Raw genomic sequence first — 16,374 nt, forward strand, 5'->3', positions numbered from 1 at the left:
AAAACAAACCCAAACACGAATGTGAGGGCATACAAACTAATTCTCATCGACTAAACAAGACACACTGTTGAGTTCTCAAACATCACGCGCACACAGGCTCCACCATCTCTGGTTCGGTCCTTTGACCGTTGCCTCCGCGGCTCGCTCCGGTGACCTGGACTGACGTCCTGGTCGCATCCGGTGCTGCTGGTGCGAAGATGTCTACCTCAGGGCCGGAAACCCGATCCGGACTGGATCTTGTTTCCCGCCGCTCCCTGGCGACAGGTGAAACATTAGATGACGTCTGGCCGTCATGCCAACTCGGGGTCTGGTGACCCGGACCACATCGGGCACCTGAGCTGTATCACTGCAGGTCAGCGGCCTGATCGAGACTTCGCAACCCCGCCGGCGAGGCGATCCCCCGTGCGTCGGACACCGACGAGCAGCCTGCGAGGCGCAGGGTCTCGGTCGTCTGGACACGCAGCTCCCGGTGCATCCGGGCCACTCCTGGCTCCCCGTCGACCAGCGCCCACATCACCGGACGTCCCAGGAAGACCGTGTCGGCACCGAGTGCCAGGGCGGTGACCACGTCGATCCCGCTGCGCACTCCCCCGTCGACGTAGACCTGTGCCCGGCCGCCCACGGCCGCCACCACGTCGGGCAGGGCGGCCGCCGTCGCCACGGCGCGGTCGAGCTGGCGTCCCCCGTGGTTGCTGACCCACACCGCGGCAGCCCCGGCCTGGACGCACCGCTGCGCGTCGTCGGCCCGCAGGACCCCCTTCACCACCACCGGCAGCCCGGTCAGCTCCCGGAGCCAGTCGAGGTCGTGCGGACCGAGGTCGAGCGCCTTCTCGGCGTTCGGCGCGGCGAGGTCGAGGTTCGCGCCGACGAGGTCCGGGTGCCGGCGCTCGACGGCGGCGCGCTCCGCGGCGTACTTGGTGGCGACCACGGGTGTGTCCACCGTCAGCACCACCGCACCCGCGCCGGCGGCGACCGCTCGTCGCAGCAGCGGCACCGCGAGCGTGCGGTCCGAGGGCAGGTAGCCCTGCAGCCACCACCGGACCCCGGTCGCCGCCACCTCCTCCACCGTCACCCCGGCGTTGCTGGAGACCACCATCAGGCCGTCGACCGCAGCCGTCGCCCGGGCGACGGCCAGCTCGCCGTCGGGGTGCACCGCACCCTGCAGCGTCGTCGGCGCGACACCCCACGGCACGCTCGCCCCGCCCTCGAGGAGCGGGACCGACAGGTCGATGTCGGTCACGTCGCGGAGCACGTGCGGGTGCAGCCGGTGCCCGTGCCAGGCCCAGGCGGCCTCTCCTGCGGTGACGCCCTCCCGCGACCCCTGTGCCACGTAGTCGTAGACCTCGCGGGGCAGACGGGCCCGGGCGTGCTCCCCCAGCGCCGCCAGCCAGCGCGCGTCCTCACTCATGCGCCGACCCCGACCTCCACGCCGGCGAACCGCTTCTTGCCACGCCGCAGCACCATCCAGCGCCCGGCCAGCAGGTCGGCGGCACCCGGTACGGCGTCGGCGTCGTCCACCCGCACGTTGTTCAGGTAGGCGCCTCCCTCACCGACGGTGCGCCTCGCCTCGCCCTTGCTCTTGGCCAGACCGGACTGCACGAGCAGGTCGGCCACGGTGGGCACCTCCCCCTCGACGGTCACCACGCCCGTTCCCCGCAGCGCCGCCGCCAGGGTCGCCTCGTCGAGGTCGGCGAGGTCACCGGACCCGAACAGCGCCGCCGCGGCCGCCGTCGCCTGCTCCACCGCGCGGGAACCGTGCACGGTCGCGGTGACCTCGTCGGCCAGCGTCCGCTGCCCCTCCCGGCGGTACGGCGCCTCGGCATGACGCGCCTCAAGCGCCTCGATCTCGTCGCGGGGCAGGAAGGTGAAGATCCGCAGCAGCTCGCCGACCTTCTCGTCCTCGACGTTCAGCCAGAACTGGTGGAAGGCGTAGGGCGACATCATCTCCGCGTCCAGCCACAGCGCCCCGCCCTCGGTCTTGCCGTACTTGGTCCCGTCGGGCCGGGTGATCAGCGGTGTGGCGAACGCGTGCACCGTGGCGCCGTCCGAGCGGCGGACGAGCTCGGCGCCGCTGGTGATGTTCCCCCACTGGTCCGACCCGCCGAACTGGAGCCGTACGTCGTGACGGCGGAACAGCTCGCGGTAGTCCATCGACTGCAGCAGCACGTAGCTGAACTCGGTGAAGGAGATCCCGCCCTCCTCCAGGCGGCGCTTCACCGTCTCGCGCGCCAGCATCCGGTTCACCGGGAAGTGCTTCCCCACGTCGCGCAGGAACTCGATGGTGGACACCTCGCGCGTCCAGTCCAGGTTGTCGACCATCGTGGCGGCGTTGTCGCCGTCGAAGGAGACGAACCGCTCGACCTGGCGTCGTACGCGCCCGACCCACTCACGCACGGTCTCCTCCGGGTTCAGGGTCCGCTCACCGCTGTCCCGGGGGTCCCCGATCATCCCGGTCGCCCCGCCCACGAGCAGGTACGGCACGTGGCCGGCCTCCTGGAGCCGCCGCGCGGTCAGCACCTGCACCAGGTTGCCCAGGTGCAGGCTCGGCGCGGTCGGGTCGAAGCCCACGTAGAACCGGACGCTGCCCCCTGCCAGGGCGGCGCCGAGCGCCTCGCGATCCGTGGAGTGGGCGATCAGGCCGCGCCACTCGAGGTCCTCGAGCAGGGTGGGGTCGACGGGCAAGGCACTACCTTTCGTCTTCTCTCCCGGTCCACGGGGCCGCAGTCCGGGCGTCCAGTGTCGCGCACCGCGCGGCCGCCACCCGCAGGCGTGGCCCCCGGCAGCCGTCGGGCCCCTAGGGTGGCCGGTGGCCACGGAGGTCGGCGGACACTCGGTCCGTCCGGGTCCTGACCGGGACGGACGAGGTGTGATCGCGAACAGGTACTCCCTCGAGCGGGAGATCGGGCGCGGCGGCATGGGTGCCGTCTGGCTGGGGCGCGACGAGCTCCTCGGCCGCGCCGTGGCCATCAAGCGGGTCGGACGGGCACCCGGGCTCGACAACGACCCCGAGGCCGACCTGAAGCGCGCCGAGCGCGAGGCCCGGATCGCGGCCAGCCTGAACCACCGCCACGTCGTCGCCGTCTTCGACCTCGTCGAGGAGCACGAGGAGCAGTGGCTCGTCATGGAGTACGTCGAGGGACGCAGCCTGTCCCAGACGGTGCGCGACGACGGCCCCCTCGACGTCGACCGCGCCGGCGCCATCCTGGCCGACGCCGCCGGCGCCCTGGCCACCGCGCACGCGGCCGGGATCGTGCACCGCGACGTCAAGCCGTCCAACATCCTGCTCACCGCCCTCGGTGAGGCCAAGCTGCTCGACTTCGGCATCGCCCGTGCCCAGGGCGACCTCACGCTCACCCAGACCGGGCTGGTCAGCGGGTCGCCGGCGTACCTGGCCCCGGAGGTCGCCTCCGGTGCCCCCGCGACCACGGCCAGCGACGTGTGGTCCCTCGGGGCCACCCTGTTCCACCTGCTCGCAGGGCACCCGCCGTACGACGTCGGCGACAACATCGTGGGCGGGCTCTACCGGATCGTCCACGAGGAGCCGCCGACCGTCGAGGACGCCGGCTGGCTCACCCCGCTGCTCGCCGCCACCATGGTCCGCGACCCCGACCGGCGCTGGAGCATGGCCCACGTCGCCTCCTACCTGCAGGCAGGGCCCCGGGACGTGGGGCCGGTCGACCAGGACCGCACCCGCCTCGTCGCTGCGGTGCCGCCGGTCGACGCCACGCAGGTCACCGCGCCGGTCCAGGACGCCACCGCACCCCGGACCGCGGTCGTCCCACCCGTCGTCCCGCCCGGCGGGTCCGCCGCCGCCGGCCACGACGGGGCGCCCGGGCGTACCGGACGCCGCCGCCCGCTGCTCGTGCTGGGTGCCCTGGTCCTGCTGCTGCTCGCCGCGATCGTGTTCTTCCTGCTGCTGCCCGACGAGCAGCAGGACGCGCCGACCGCCGACCCGGCACCGTCCGTCTCCTCGTCCCCGTCGGAGACGGACGACCCGTCACCCTCGGCCGACCCCTCCGACGAGCCGTCGCCGGCCGCGCCCACGGCGGAGGGCATGCAGTCGTTCGTCTCCGGCTACCTCCAGACCGCGGCCTCCGACCCCGACGGCGGGTTCGCCATGCTCACGCCGTCGTTCCAGCAGGCGAGCGGCGGCCTGTCGGGCTACACCGGGTTCTGGGGCCAGGTCACCTCGGTGGAGCCCCCCGAGTTCGTCGAAGTCGACCCGGAGAGCCTGACGGTCCGGTATACCTACACCTACCGCACCGCGAACGGGGGCGCGCCCACCGACACCGTGGGGCTCCGGCTCGCGTACGACCCTGCGACGGACCGATACCTGATCGCTGACGAGGCCTGACCCCCCACGGGCCGGAGAGGCGACACCCGCCATGCAGCTCCCTCCGACCCCTGCCATCGCCGGGCTCGACGTCGAACGCCTCGACGAGCTCCGGGACCTCGACCCCGGGAACACGACCTACCTCGACCGGGCCCTGGCGAACTTCGTCCGCAACTCCCTCGAGGCGCCGGCGAAGTTCCGCGAGATCATCGCGGACGGGGACGCGGCGCAGCTGCGAGCCAGTGCCCACCGGCTGCTGGGCAGCGCCCTCAACCTCGGCACGGTGGTGGCCGTCGAGCCGCTGCGGGCTCTCGAGGCCCACGCCGACAGCGGCACCACCGCCGGCGCCGAGCTGCTCGTCCCGGCCGCCGACGGCGCCCTGCGGCGTGGCCGCGCCCAGCTCGCGCTCTACCAGGCCACCTACCAGGCCATGGGCGTGGACCCGGCGCACAGCGCTTGAGGCCCGCCAGGGCGACCCCGAGGGGTGAGCGACCCCGTCGTACGGTGTCCTCATGAGCGATTCGAACACAGGAGCGAACCCGACCGACTCGTCCACGGACGAGGTGCTCGGCGCCGAGAACCCCAGCCCCTCCAACGCCGAGAAGGACACCGACGACTGGGTCACCGGTGACGAGCCGATGACGGGTGCGCAGAAGTCGTACCTCGACACCCTGGCCCGCGAGGCCGGCGAGACGCTGCCCGCCGACCTCACCAAGGCCGCCGCCTCTGACCACATCGAGCGGCTCCAGTCCTCCACCGGCCGCGGCGCCTGACGGAGGTCCCGCCGGGCCCACCGGGCCCGACGTCAGGTGAACGGATCGGGTGGCATCTCGACGGCTCGCGCCGTGAGCTGCCACCCGCCGTCACCCCGGTCCAACCAGCCGTCACCCTCGAAGCTCCCGCTGACCGCGACGACGTAGAAGCGTTCGCGCGCCCACTGCTCGAAGGTCTCGCGCTCCGTCGACGACACGTCCGAACGCACGACGCCCATCAGCTGCCACCCCTCGTCGCGCGGCAGCGCCAGCACCTGCCCGACGTGGTCGGGCGCGAACCGGTTCAGCGCGTCGGGGCTCGTCTCGAGGATCGGGGCCCCGGAGGCCACCTGGCGGGCCGTCTGCTCGTCCATGCCGCCCACCGTGCCAGACCGCCCCAGGGCCGTTCTCAGCCCTCCGGGTCCGGCTCGACGTAGACCCAGCGGCCGCGGCGTCGCTCGAAGCGGCTGAGCTCGCGCAGCACGCCCCGCTCCCCCGTCGTGGTCGAGCGCCACCGCGCCTCGAAGGCGACCAGCCCCGCGTCGTCCTCCGGCCCACCGTCCACCGCCTGCGTTACGGTGAGGCCCTCCCACGCCAGGTCCGGCACGCCGCGCACCTCGGGCGGGCGGGTCCGGGGGTGCCAGGTGCGGAACAGGTGGCCCGCCTGACCGAGGGCGTAGGCGCTGTAGCGCGAGCGCATCAGCGCCTCCGCGGTCGGCGACGCCTCGCCGAGGTGCGCCCGCCGGCAGCAGGAGGCGTACGGGGACCCGCTCCCGCACGGACAGGGTTGCAGCACGTCCATGCCCGCACTGTGCCAGCAGCGCCGCCGCGCGCGCTCGGGGCGTGGCCCTGCGTGAGCGGCGTCATGCTGCCCGCGGTTCGGTCGCGGGGCGCCGCCCGCCGTACCCTGCTCCCAGGCCGGTGAGGACCCCATGCCCCCGTGGTGCAGCCCCACCCCCAACGCGCGGCACAGGTTCGCCGGGCCGCGGGCCAGCTCGTGGTCGGGGCGGTCGCCCCGGCGTACCCGGGCGTCGTCGACCCCCGCGACCACGACTCCCCCACGGAGCAGCACCGCCGAGGCGCGCCCCTCGCTCCCCGTCACCACGTTGGCGCAGACGTGCATCCCGTAGGAGAGGTAGCAGTAGAGCCGGCCGGCGGGACCAAACATCACCGCCGTGCGAGGGGTCCGACCCCGGTGGGCGTGGGAGCCGGCGTCGTCCGCGCCGCCGTAGGCCTCCACCTCGGTCAGCCTCACCACGACGTGGCCCACGGTGACCGTGGCACCGAGCAGACGCGGGGCGACCTCCTCGACCGGGCCGCCCAAAAGGACAGCGGCCTCCCCCGGTGTCACGCGCCGGGGTCAGGCGAGCGCGTCGCGCAGCGTGGCCGCGCGGGTCTCGACCTCGACCAGCTGCTCGCCCACGCGGACCGCGGCCGTGCCGCCGCGACCCGACCTGGAGGACACCGATCCCTCGACGGTCAGCACGTCACGCACCCCGGGCGTCAGCAGCGGCGAGATCCCGGCCAGCTGCTCCTCGGTGAGGTCGGCGAGCCCGACGCCGAGCTCCTCGCACCGGCGCACGCACGCGCCGGCCAGCTCGTGGGCCGTGCGGAACGCGACTCCCTCCCGTACCAGCCACTCCGCGACGTCGGTGGCGAGCGAGAACCCCTCGGGCGCCAGCTCGGCGAGCCGCTCGGTGTCGAAGACCAGGGTCGCGACCATCCCGCTCATCGCCGGCAGCAGCACCTCGAGGGTGTCGACGGAGTCGAAGACCGGCTCCTTGTCCTCCTGGAGGTCCCGGTTGTACGCCAGCGGCAGCGCCTTCAGCGTGGCCATCAGCCCGGTCAGGTTGCCGATCAGCCGGCCGGCCTTGCCCCGGGCGAGCTCGGCGATGTCGGGGTTCTTCTTCTGCGGCATGATGCTCGAGCCCGTCGACCAGGAGTCGTGGAGCGTCACGAACGCGAACTCCCTGGTCGCCCAGAGGATGACCTCCTCGGCGAGCCGTGACAGGTCGACCCCGACCTGGGCGGTGACGTAGGCCAGCTCGGCGACGAAGTCGCGGGCGGCCGTGCCGTCGATCGAGTTGGCGCTCGAGCCGGTGAAGCCGAGGTCCAGGGCGACCGCCACCGGGTCCAGCCCGAGGCTCGAGCCGGCCAGGGCTCCGGAGCCGTACGGCGAGTCGCCCGCCACCCGGCGGTCCCAGTCGGCCAGCCGGTCGACGTCGCGGAGCAGCGGCCAGGCGTGCGCGAGCAGGTGGTGCGAGAGCAGCACCGGCTGGGCGTGCTGCAGGTGCGTCCGTCCCGGCATCACGGTCGGCTGGTCCCCCAGGTGCTCACGCGCCTGGCCGACGAGGACGTCGACGAGGTCGAGCAGCAGCGACGAGACGACCCGGGCGTGGTCACGCAGGAACACCTTGAACAGGGTCGCGATCTGGTCGTTGCGGCTCCGGCCCGCCCGCAGCCGCCCGCCGACCTCGGGACCGACCTCCTCCAGCAGCAGCCGCTCGAGGGCGCCGTGGACGTCCTCGTCGGAGGGCGCGGGGTGCAGGTCGCCGGCGGCGTACCGCTCCCCCAACGTGTCGAGCCCGGCCACGAGCGTCGCCAGCGCGGCGTCGTCGAGCAGGCCGGCGCGGTGCAGGGCCCGGGCGTGCGCCCGGGACCCCGCGAGGTCGTACGGCGTGAGCCGCCAGTCGAAGTGCGTCGAGCGCGACAGCGCCTCGAGCTCGGGACTCGGGCCGTCGGCGAAGCGCCCGCCCCAGAGGGCTCCACGCACGGTCGGGCTGGTCGGGCTGGTCACGCCACCCACCCTGTCAGTCCAAGGCGCGACCGACGGCACGGGCCCGGATGTCGGGCGCCGCCAGCCGCTCGGCGTTGGCCGTCAGGTCGTCGCCCTCCGACTGCGACTCGCGCTCGGCGGCCACGCGGGCCTCGTACGCCGCGACCTCGTCGGAGATCCGGGCGGCGTCCCAGCCCAGCACGGGTGCCACCAGCTCGGCGGTGTCCCGGGCCGCGACGATCCCCCGGTCGGGGCTCTCGATCGAGATCCGGGTGCGGCGCGCCAGGAGGTCGTCGAGGTGCAGCGCCCCCTCGTGGCTGACGGCGTAGACGAGCTCGGCGCGCAGGTACTCCTCGGCGCCGGGCACCGGCTGCAGCAGCGACGGGTCGTCCGCACCGAGGTCGAGCACCTCGGTGAGCAGCGAGCCGTACCGGTCGAGCAGGTGCTGGACGCGCCAGGCGGGCACGCCGCGCTCGCGGGCCAGCCGCTCGACCTGGTTGGCGAGCGCCTGGTAGCCCTCGGCGCCGACCAGCGGCACGTTCTCGGTGACGCTGTCGACCACGCCGGGGCCCAGGTCCTCCTTGGCGGCGTCGACGGCGTCGGCCGCCATCACCCGGTAGGTCGTGTACTTGCCGCCGGCGATCGAGATCAGCCCGGGCTGCGGGCGGGCGACGGCGTGCTCGCGGGAGAGCTGCGAGCTGGCCTCCGACTCCCCGGCGAGCAGCGGACGCAGACCGGCGTAGACGCCCTCGATGTCGTCGTGGGTCAACGGCGTCGAGAGCACCTCGTTGACGTGGTCGAGGATGTAGTCGATGTCCTCGCGGCTGGCCGCGGGGTGGGCCTTGTCCAGGTCCCAGTCCGTGTCGGTGGTGCCGATGATCCAGTGGGTCCCCCACGGGATCACGAACAGCACCGACTTCTCGGTGCGCAGGATCATCCCGGCCTCGGCGTTGATCCGGTCGCGCGGCACGACGATGTGCACGCCCTTCGAGGCGCGCACCCGGAAGCGGCCGCGGCCGCCGGCCATCTCCTGGACCTCGTCGGTCCAGACGCCGGTGCAGTTGATGACGACGCGGGCGCTGACCTCGTGGCTCTCGCCGGTCTCGACGTCGGTGACCCGCGCGCCCACGACGCGCTCGCCGGCGCGGAGCAGCTCCTCGACCTTCGCCGAGGTCAGCACCGTGGCGCCGTAGGACGCGGCGGTGCGCGCGACCATCATCGTGTGCCGGGCGTCGTCGGCCTGGGCGTCGTAGTAGAGCAGCGCGCCGGTCAGCGCGTCCTTCTTCAGCGCCGGGACGATGCGTCGGGCCATCGTGCGGGTCAGCTGGCGGTGACCGGGCACCGAGCGGGCGCCGCCCATCCGGTCGTACAGCGTGAGACCGGCGGTGACGTAGGGCCGCTCCCAGATGCGGTGCTTGAGCGGGTAGAGGAACTTGACCGGCTTGACCAGGTGCGGGGCGATCCGGGTCAGCATCAGCTCGCGCTCCTTGAGCGCCTCGCGCACCAGCACGAAGTTCAGCTGCTCGAGGTAGCGCAGCCCTCCGTGGAACAGCTTGGAGCTGCGGGAGGACGTCCCGGAGGCCAGGTCGCGCTGCTCGACCATCGCCACCCGCAGACCGCGGGTCGCGGCGTCGAGCGCGACGCCGGCCCCGGTGACGCCGCCGCCCACGACGAGGACGTCCACACCACGGGAGTCGAGGTCCTGCCAGGCGCGGGCGCGCTCCTCGGGTCCGAGACGGGCTGCTGTGACCATGGGGACGTCCTTCTCTCCGTACGAGTGGTGCCGGACTTTCCAGGGTAAGCGCGTGGCGAGCCTGGCGCTCCCCCGCCAGGGTGTCTAGCGTGACCCCGGTCACGCCACGTCGACACCGTCGACGACGTCCCGGGCGCCGGCGGCACCACCAACGAGAGGGTCAGTCTTGTTCACCGACATCTTCATCCCAGAACTCCTGGGCACCGCCACGCTGCTGCTGCTCGGCTGCGGCGTCGTCGCCAACGCCGTGCTCCCGAAGACCAACGGCAACGCCGGTGGCTTCTTGATGATCAACTTCGGGTGGGGGCTGGCGGTCTTCGCCGGCGTCTTCGTCGCGGTGAAGTCGGGCGCCCACCTCAACCCCGCCGTCACCATCGGCCTGGTGACCGCCGGTGACTCGGGCCTGTCCTTCGCCGACGTGCTGACCTACTTCGCCGCCCAGCTGCTCGGCGCCTTCATCGGTGCCGTGCTCTGCTGGGTGGCCTACAAGAAGCACTTCGACGAGGCCGACGCCCTGCCCGCGGACAAGCTCGGCGTCTTCAGCACCGCACCCGGGATCAACGCCCCCGTCTGGAACGTCGCCACCGAGGTCATCGGCACCTTCGTGCTGGTGTTCGTCATCGTGGCCTTCGGTGCGACCCCCTCGGGCCTCGGCCCGCTGGCCGTGGCGCTGCTCGTCGTCGGCATCGGCGCCAGCCTCGGTGGCCCCACCGGCTACGCCATCAACCCCGCCCGTGACCTCGGCCCCCGCATCGCCCACGCCCTGCTGCCGATCTCGGGCAAGGGCGCCAGCGGCTGGGGCTACGCCTGGGTGCCGATCGTCGGCCCCCTCGTCGGCGGCGCGCTCGGCGGCTACGTCGGCCAGCTGATGGACTACGCCTCCATGGTCTGAGGCCGGCACCACCACCCGTACCCCACCGCACGCACACACCGGAGGCACCCGCATGGCAGACAAGACGTACGTCCTCGCGATCGACCAGGGCACCACGAGCACCCGGGCGATGATCTTCGACCACGCCGGCCAGGTCGTCGCCAGCGACCAGGTCGAGCACGAGCAGATCTTCCCGCGCGCCGGGTGGGTCGAGCACGACGGCCTGGAGATCTGGGGCAACACCCGCAAGGTCATCGGCGGCGCGCTGTCGAAGGCCAACCTGAACTCCGGCAACATCGCCGCCGTCGGCATCACCAACCAGCGCGAGACCGCGATCGTGTGGGACAGGCACACCGGTCAGCCGGTCTACAACGCCATCGTCTGGCAGGACGTCCGCACGCAGAAGATCGTCGACAAGCTCGCCGCCGACGGCGGCGAGGAGCGCTATAAGGACGTCTGCGGCCTGCCCCTGGCGACCTACTTCTCCGGGCCCAAGATCACCTGGATCCTCGACAACGTGGAGGGGGCGCGGGAGAAGGCCGAGGCCGGCGACCTGATCTTCGGCAACACCGACACCTGGGTGCTGTGGAACCTCACCGGCGGCGCCGAGAACGACGGCGAGCACGTCACCGACGTCACCAACGCCAGCCGCACCATGCTGATGGACCTCTCGACGCTGGCGTGGGACGAGTCGATCGCCGCCGACATGGGCATCCCGATGTCGATGCTGCCGACGATCAAGTCGTCCTCCGAGATCTACGGCGAGTGCAAGCCCGGCGTCCTCAAGGGCGTCCCGGTCGCCGGCATCCTCGGCGACCAGCAGGCCGCCACCTTCGGCCAGGCCTGCCTGGAGAAGGGGATGGCCAAGAACACCTACGGCACCGGCAACTTCATGTTGCTCAACACCGGCACCGAGCAGGTCCCCAGCGAGAACGGCCTGCTCACCACGATCTGCTACAAGCTCGGCGACGAGCCGGTGGTCTACGCCCTCGAAGGCTCCATCGCGGTGACCGGGTCGCTGGTGCAGTGGGTGCGCGACAACCTCGGGATGATCTCCTCGGCGGCCGAGATCGAGGACCTGGCCAAGAAGGTCGACGACAACGGCGGCGCGTACTTCGTCCCGGCGTTCTCCGGCCTCTTCGCCCCGCACTGGCGCCCCGACGCCCGCGGCGCCCTGGTGGGGCTGACCCGCTACGTCAACAAGGGCCACATCGCCCGGGCAGTGCTCGAGTCGACCGCCTTCCAGACCCGGGAGGTCTCCGACGCGATGGACGCCGACTCCGGGGTCCCGCTGACCGAGCTCAAGGTCGACGGCGGCATGGTCGTCAACGAGACGCTGATGCAGTTCCAGGCCGACATCCTCGGCGTGGACGTGGTGCGGCCGAAGGTCGCGGAGACCACCGCGCTCGGGGCGGCGTACGCCGCGGGGCTCGCCGTCGGCTACTGGGCCAACACCGACGACATCACTAAGAACTGGGGCGAGGACAAGCGCTGGAGCCCCTCGATGGAGGACGCCGAGCGTGAGCGGCTGATGCGCAACTGGAAGAAGGCCGTCACCAAGACCCTCGACTGGGTCGACGACGACGTGGAGTGAGCCCGGGGGGACTCCCCCGCCACCTCACGCAGGACAGCAGCGGATCACTGCCATCAGGTGGCAGTGATCCGCTGCTGTGTTGACCGCCGCACGGGTCCGGGTGCGTCCCGGAGGACACGTCGTACGGCGGAGCGGCACAGCAGCAGGACGACCACGAGCCCGGTCACCGAGAAGAACCCTCCGAGGCTGACCGCGTCACCGAAGAGCAGGTCGACCGCCTCGAGCACCACGACCTTGCTGCCGACGGCCAGCAGCCACAGGGACAGCGCGGCGGCGAGCCTGCCCCGGGGAGTCTCGCTCGACCTCATCAGGGTGCGTACTCGTCGCTTGACGAGGACGACCACCTCGAGGACGACCTTGAGCAGGAGCGCGGTCAGCAGCGACAGGGTGAACCCTTCACTGATCACCGACGGGACGTGCTCCACTGCCAGGTTGAGCACCACGACGTAGACGAACAGGTCGACGACGTCGACCGCCCCCACCGGGGCGCGGTCCACGAGGCCCCGCCGCCCCTGGTCGCCGTCCCCTGTCCTCATCGCAGGGCGGTGTCACCGACACTGCTGCTCGACGGCACGCTCCGTTGGCGGCGCACGAGGAGCGCGAGGCCGACGTGGGCGACGCCCCACAGCGCCGTCGAGAGGCCGAACCAGAACGCCAGGGCGATCGCACTGCGTCCCGGGTTCGTGACCAGCAGCACGCCCACCAGCACCGAGAGGACGCCACTGAGGACCAGCAGCCCGCGCGAGGTGTCCCCCGCGGCGCCGAGGGCGCCGGCCAGCTCGACACCGCCGCGGACCAGCAGCCACAGCCCGACGGCCCAGGTGGCGGCGACCGCCGTCATCGCGGGCGTCACGATCGCGAGGAAGGCCGCCACGAGGCCGAGCACGCCGAGCAGACCGAGCCACATCCGGCCGGTCGCGTCCGAGCGCAGCGTCTGGCTGAGTGATCCCAGCGAGTCCACCAGCACCCAGAAGCCCCAGAGCATCACGAACGCCAGCGCCGAGGTGATCGGCCACACCATCACCACCACGCCGAAGACGACGCCCAGCGCGCCACGCGCCAGCAGGCCAGAGGGGCTCAGGGTGTACCAGTCCTTCGACATCTCGTCTCCTCGCCGTGACCGAGACCGTGGGCGGCGTGGTCCACCGCCGTGGACCGACGTTAGGACCGGCACCTCCGGCACCGACAGAGCACAACGTCGCACTCGGGGGCCGCGGACGTCTCTGCCGGGACAGGTCCCGGGTCCCCGCGGCCGAGGACCGGTGGCCCCACCGGCGCGGGGCGCGGTTGCCGGAGAGTCGGTGGGCCGGGAGCACCCGGGCACCACCACCACTCACAGGATCGACACCGCCATGGACAGCTTCTGGGACTTCTTCTGGCTCCTGCTCTCGGCGTTCTTCTTCCTCGCCTACCTCGTGGTCCTCGTCCAGGTCCTCGGGGACCTCCTGCGCGACCGTGGGTTGTCGGGGTGGTGGAAGGCGGTCTGAGTGGTGTTCCTGATCGTCGTCCCTGCCCTCACGGCGCTGGTCTACCTCGTCGTGCGGGGTCGTGGGATGGCCGAGCGCGGGGACGAGAACGCGGCCCGGGCCCGGCGGGACCACCAGGGGCTGTCGTCGGAGCGGACCCCGGTCGACCAGATCGCCACGGCCAGGACGCTGCTGGACAGCGGCGCGATCGACGAGGCGGAGTACCGCACGCTCAAGGAACGGGCCCTGCGCTGAGGGGGTGCACCCGGTCGTGCCGCTGCCGTCAGGGCAGGACGACGATCTTGCCCACGTGGTCGCGGCGCTCGAGCGCCGCGTGGGCCGCGTGGAGCTCCTCCAACGGGTAGGTCGCGGCCACCCGGGGGCGGAACCCGCCGGCCAGGGCCTGGTCCACGAGCACGGCGAAGTGGGCCGGGGTGTGCATCGTCGAGCCGACCAGGCGCAGGTCGTGCAGGTAGAGCCGGCGCAGGTCGAGCTGCACGACCGGCCCGGCGACCGCGCCGGCCACGATCCACCGTCCGCCGGGTCGCAGCCGTGGCAGCAGGCGGTCGACCTGGGGGCCGGCGACCACGTCGACGACGGCGTCGAGGCCGTCCGGCGCGAGGTCCTCCAGCCCGCCCGCGTCGCGGTCGACCACCGAGGTGGCGCCGGCCGCCCGGACCAGGTCGGCCTTGTCCGGCGTGGTCTGGGCGACCACGCGCGCACCGCGGGCCGCGGCGAGCTGCACCGCGGCCAGGCCGACGCCGCCCGAGGCGCCGGTCACGAGCACCAGCTCGTCGGCCACCACGCCGCCCCGCTCGAGCATCCCGGTGGCGGTCCCGTAGGCGATCGGCAGGCACGCCAGCTCGGGGTCGCTCAGCGGGGAGGCGGTCACGTCGTAGACCCGCCCGAGCGGCACCACGACGAGCTCCGCGAACCCGCCGTCCTCCTCGCTGCCCAGCACCGCGGTCAGCCGCGGCGGGTCGGTGGCGAGGTCGAAGGTGCCGGGGTCGACCAGCACCCGCCGACCGACCCACCCGGGGTCGACACCGTCCCCGACGAGGTCGACCCGGCCGACCACGTCGGCGCCCTGGATGCGCGGGAAGGCGACCGGCCCGAGCCAGCCGGCCAGCGCGCCGGGGTCGCCGGGCAGGCCGTAGGCGCCCTCCCGCGTCCAGACGTCGGTGTTGTTGACGGCCGCGGCGGTGACCCGCAGGCGTACGTCGCCGGGGCCCGGGAGCGGGTCGGCCACGTCGCGCAGCTCGACCGCGTCGGGCCCGCCGAACCTGGTCAGCACGGCTGCGCGCACGAGGGACCCCTCTCTGTCCGGGCGTCGTCCGGCACCGGTTCAGTCGGTGCCGGACTCCATCGCGACGTCGTCGAGCCAGCGGTCGCTGGCGTCACCCTCGGCGGCGGGGTTGCGCGAGATCCGCTCGGCTCCCCCGCGCTCCAGCTCGCCGTACAGCGTGCCGTTCTCGACCAGCACCTGGCCCTGGTCGAGCGGCTGGGCGGCGTACAGCTCGAGCTTGGCGCGCGAGTCGGCGATGTCGAGGTTGCGCATCGTCAGCTGCCCGATCCGGTCCACGGGGCCGAACGCGGCGTTGTCGGTGCGCTCCATCGACAGCTTGTCGGGGTGGTAGGAGAACGCCGGGCCGTCGGTGCGCAGGACGGTGTAGTCCTCGCCGCGGCGCAGCCGCAGGGTGACCTCGCCGGTGACCAGCGAGGCGATCCAGCGCTGGATCGACTCGCGCACCATCAGCGCCTGCGGGTCGAGCCAGCGGCCCTCGTAGAGCAGCCGACCGAGCTGGCGGCCCTGGTCGTGGTAGGAGGCGATGGTGTCCTCGTTGTGGATCGCGTTGAGCAGGCGCTCGTAGGCGATGTGCAGCAGCGCGATGGCCGGCGCCTCGTAGATCCCGCGCGACTTGGCCTCGATGATCCGGTTCTCGATCTGGTCCGACATGCCCAGGCCGTGGCGCCCGCCGATCGCGTTGGCCTCCATCACCAGCCGGACCGCGTCGGGGAAGGTCTGCCCGTTGATCGCGACCGGGCGGCCCGCCTCGAAGCGCACGGTGACGTCCTCGGTCTCGATGGCCACCGAGGGGTCCCAGAACTTCACGCCCATGATCGGCTCGACGGTCTCCAGCGAGACGTCGAGGTGCTCGAGGGTCTTCGCCTCGTGGGTCGCGCCCCAGATGTTGGCGTCGGTCGAGTACGCCTTCTCCTTGCTGTCGCGGTAGGGCAGCTCGTGCTCGGTGAGCCACTGGCTCATCTCGTCGCGACCGCCGAGCTCGGAGACGAAGTCGGCGTCAAGCCAGGGCTTGTAGATCCGCAGCTCGGGGTTGGCCAGCAGGCCGTAGCGGTAGAACCGCTCGATGTCGTTGCCCTTGAAGGTCGACCCGTCGCCCCAGATGTCGACGTCGTCCTCGTGCATCGCGCGGACCAGCATCGTGCCGGTGACCGCCCGGCCGAGCGGGGTGGTGTTGAAGTAGGCGCGGCCGCCGGAACGGATGTGGAAGGCGCCGCAGGCGATCGCGGCCAGGCCCTCCTCGACCAGCTGGGTGCGGCAGTCGACGGCGCGGGCGATCTCGGCGCCGTAGAGCAGCGCACGGTCGGGGACACCGGAGATGTCGGGCTCGTCGTACTGGCCGATGTCGGCGGTGTAGGTGCACGGGACGGCACCCTTCTCGCGCATCCAGGCCACGGCGACCGAGGTGTCGAGTCCTCCGGAGAATGCGATCCCGACGCGCTTGCCGGTCGGGAGGGAGGTCAGAACCTTGCTCACTTTAGTTAGCCGTCCTTCGTGGGGTGGGGGTCTCGGGCGGGGTGTGGAGG

Annotated in this window: 17 protein-coding genes; 7 read left to right on the top strand and 10 right to left on the bottom strand. The window is 72.5% G+C overall.

The genetic code is table 11. The annotated features are described in order from the left end of the window. Nucleotides 1-343: 343 nt before the first annotated feature. Nucleotides 344-1,408 (bottom strand): alpha-hydroxy-acid oxidizing protein, encoded by a 1,065-nt coding sequence (locus tag GV155_RS11075; RefSeq protein ID WP_160007931.1) that lies wholly within the window; start codon nt 1,406-1,408, stop codon nt 344-346. Continuing rightward, nucleotides 1,405-2,682: a tyrosine--tRNA ligase gene (gene tyrS, locus GV155_RS11080; RefSeq protein WP_160007933.1), complete on the bottom strand. Its 1,278-nt coding sequence runs from the start codon at nt 2,680-2,682 to the stop codon at nt 1,405-1,407. The genes GV155_RS11075 and tyrS overlap by 4 nt, the downstream gene beginning before the upstream one ends. A 184-nt stretch (nt 2,683-2,866) precedes the next feature. Here tyrS and GV155_RS11085 point away from each other — a divergent pair, with 184 nt between their 5' ends. The 3 genes from GV155_RS11085 to GV155_RS11095 are packed head-to-tail and all read left to right on the top strand — an operon-like array spanning nt 2,867 to nt 5,106. Continuing rightward, nucleotides 2,867-4,354, top strand: coding sequence for a serine/threonine-protein kinase (locus GV155_RS11085; protein ID WP_160007935.1), 1,488 nt, complete (start codon nt 2,867-2,869; stop codon nt 4,352-4,354). A 31-nt stretch (nt 4,355-4,385) separates the two neighbouring features. Beyond that, a complete protein-coding gene (locus GV155_RS11090; RefSeq protein WP_160007937.1) occupies nt 4,386-4,793 on the top strand; it encodes a hypothetical protein in 408 nt (135 codons plus the stop codon). A gap of 52 nt (nt 4,794-4,845) precedes the next feature. Beyond that, the gene (locus GV155_RS11095; RefSeq protein WP_160007939.1) at nt 4,846-5,106 is read left to right on the top strand and encodes a DUF3072 domain-containing protein; all 261 of its coding nucleotides are present in this window, start codon (nt 4,846-4,848) and stop codon (nt 5,104-5,106) included. Nucleotides 5,107-5,138: 32 nt separating this feature from the next. Here the strand turns inward: GV155_RS11095 and GV155_RS11100 are convergent, their stop codons facing one another. Genes GV155_RS11100 through glpD form a run of 4 tightly spaced genes read right to left on the bottom strand, consistent with a single transcriptional unit; the run spans nt 5,139 to nt 9,614 of the window. Further along, a complete protein-coding gene (locus GV155_RS11100; RefSeq protein ID WP_160007941.1) occupies nt 5,139-5,459 on the bottom strand; it encodes a hypothetical protein in 321 nt (106 codons plus the stop codon). A 35-nt stretch (nt 5,460-5,494) separates the two neighbouring features. Next, nucleotides 5,495-6,436 carry a DNA-3-methyladenine glycosylase gene (locus tag GV155_RS21135; protein ID WP_442938840.1) on the bottom strand — a complete coding sequence of 314 codons (942 nt, stop codon included), beginning with the start codon at nt 6,434-6,436 and terminating at the stop codon, nt 5,495-5,497. Between the two features lie 9 nt (nt 6,437-6,445). After that, nucleotides 6,446-7,882 carry an argininosuccinate lyase gene (gene argH, locus GV155_RS11115; protein ID WP_160007943.1) on the bottom strand — a complete coding sequence of 479 codons (1,437 nt, stop codon included), beginning with the start codon at nt 7,880-7,882 and terminating at the stop codon, nt 6,446-6,448. A gap of 13 nt (nt 7,883-7,895) precedes the next feature. Next, a complete protein-coding gene (glpD, locus tag GV155_RS11120) occupies nt 7,896-9,614 on the bottom strand; it encodes a glycerol-3-phosphate dehydrogenase (protein WP_160007945.1) in 1,719 nt (572 codons plus the stop codon). Nucleotides 9,615-9,780: 166 nt separating this feature from the next. Here glpD and GV155_RS11125 point away from each other — a divergent pair, with 166 nt between their 5' ends. Beyond that, on the top strand, nt 9,781-10,506 hold the full coding sequence (locus tag GV155_RS11125) for an MIP/aquaporin family protein (protein ID WP_201300143.1): 726 nt from the start codon (nt 9,781-9,783) through the stop codon (nt 10,504-10,506). A gap of 52 nt (nt 10,507-10,558) precedes the next feature. Next, entirely contained in the window at nt 10,559-12,079 is a 1,521-nt protein-coding gene (gene glpK, locus GV155_RS11130) for a glycerol kinase GlpK (protein ID WP_160007947.1), read from the top strand. Between the two features lie 53 nt (nt 12,080-12,132). On the opposite strand, the gene GV155_RS11135 is transcribed toward glpK, so the two are convergent. Both GV155_RS11135 and GV155_RS11140 read right to left on the bottom strand, forming a co-directional pair. Continuing rightward, nucleotides 12,133-12,615: a hypothetical protein gene (locus GV155_RS11135; protein WP_160007949.1), complete on the bottom strand. Its 483-nt coding sequence runs from the start codon at nt 12,613-12,615 to the stop codon at nt 12,133-12,135. After that, nucleotides 12,612-13,181, bottom strand: a complete 570-nt coding sequence (locus GV155_RS11140; RefSeq protein WP_160007951.1) for a DUF308 domain-containing protein — start codon at nt 13,179-13,181, stop codon at nt 12,612-12,614. Before GV155_RS11140 ends, GV155_RS11135 begins: the two co-directional genes overlap by 4 nt. Nucleotides 13,182-13,431: 250 nt before the next feature. Here GV155_RS11140 and GV155_RS20990 point away from each other — a divergent pair, with 250 nt between their 5' ends. After that, the gene (locus GV155_RS20990; RefSeq protein ID WP_268892602.1) at nt 13,432-13,566 is read left to right on the top strand and encodes a hypothetical protein; all 135 of its coding nucleotides are present in this window, start codon (nt 13,432-13,434) and stop codon (nt 13,564-13,566) included. Further along, nucleotides 13,567-13,800 (top strand): SHOCT domain-containing protein, encoded by a 234-nt coding sequence (locus tag GV155_RS20455; protein WP_201300144.1) that lies wholly within the window; start codon nt 13,567-13,569, stop codon nt 13,798-13,800. Between the two features lie 28 nt (nt 13,801-13,828). Here GV155_RS20455 and GV155_RS11150 read toward each other — a convergent pair whose 3' ends face one another. Both GV155_RS11150 and argG read right to left on the bottom strand, forming a co-directional pair. After that, nucleotides 13,829-14,851, bottom strand: coding sequence for a zinc-binding dehydrogenase (locus GV155_RS11150; protein WP_160007953.1), 1,023 nt, complete (start codon nt 14,849-14,851; stop codon nt 13,829-13,831). Nucleotides 14,852-14,890: 39 nt separating this feature from the next. Further along, nucleotides 14,891-16,324, bottom strand: a complete 1,434-nt coding sequence (gene argG / locus GV155_RS11155) for an argininosuccinate synthase (RefSeq protein ID WP_160007955.1) — start codon at nt 16,322-16,324, stop codon at nt 14,891-14,893. Between the last annotated feature and the right edge of the window lie 50 nt (nt 16,325-16,374).

The sequence above is a fragment of the Nocardioides sp. AX2bis genome (assembly GCF_902506435.1).
Classification (GTDB): Bacteria; Actinomycetota; Actinomycetes; order Propionibacteriales; family Nocardioidaceae; genus Nocardioides.

What these genes read in the sequence shown, in the direction of transcription:
- GV155_RS11135 (WP_160007949.1), bottom strand. Translation starts at nt 12,615, where the DNA reads ATGAGGACAGGGGACGGCGACCAGGGGCGGCGGGGCCTCGTGGACCGC.
- GV155_RS20990 (WP_268892602.1), top strand. Translation starts at nt 13,432, where the DNA reads ATGGACAGCTTCTGGGACTTCTTCTGGCTCCTGCTCTCGGCGTTCTTC.
- GV155_RS11095 (WP_160007939.1), top strand. Translation starts at nt 4,846, where the DNA reads ATGAGCGATTCGAACACAGGAGCGAACCCGACCGACTCGTCCACGGAC.
- GV155_RS11090 (WP_160007937.1), top strand. Translation starts at nt 4,386, where the DNA reads ATGCAGCTCCCTCCGACCCCTGCCATCGCCGGGCTCGACGTCGAACGC.
- glpK (WP_160007947.1), top strand. Translation starts at nt 10,559, where the DNA reads ATGGCAGACAAGACGTACGTCCTCGCGATCGACCAGGGCACCACGAGC.
- GV155_RS11100 (WP_160007941.1), bottom strand. Translation starts at nt 5,459, where the DNA reads ATGGACGAGCAGACGGCCCGCCAGGTGGCCTCCGGGGCCCCGATCCTC.
- glpD (WP_160007945.1), bottom strand. Translation starts at nt 9,614, where the DNA reads ATGGTCACAGCAGCCCGTCTCGGACCCGAGGAGCGCGCCCGCGCCTGG.
- GV155_RS11075 (WP_160007931.1), bottom strand. Translation starts at nt 1,408, where the DNA reads ATGAGTGAGGACGCGCGCTGGCTGGCGGCGCTGGGGGAGCACGCCCGG.
- GV155_RS11140 (WP_160007951.1), bottom strand. Translation starts at nt 13,181, where the DNA reads ATGTCGAAGGACTGGTACACCCTGAGCCCCTCTGGCCTGCTGGCGCGT.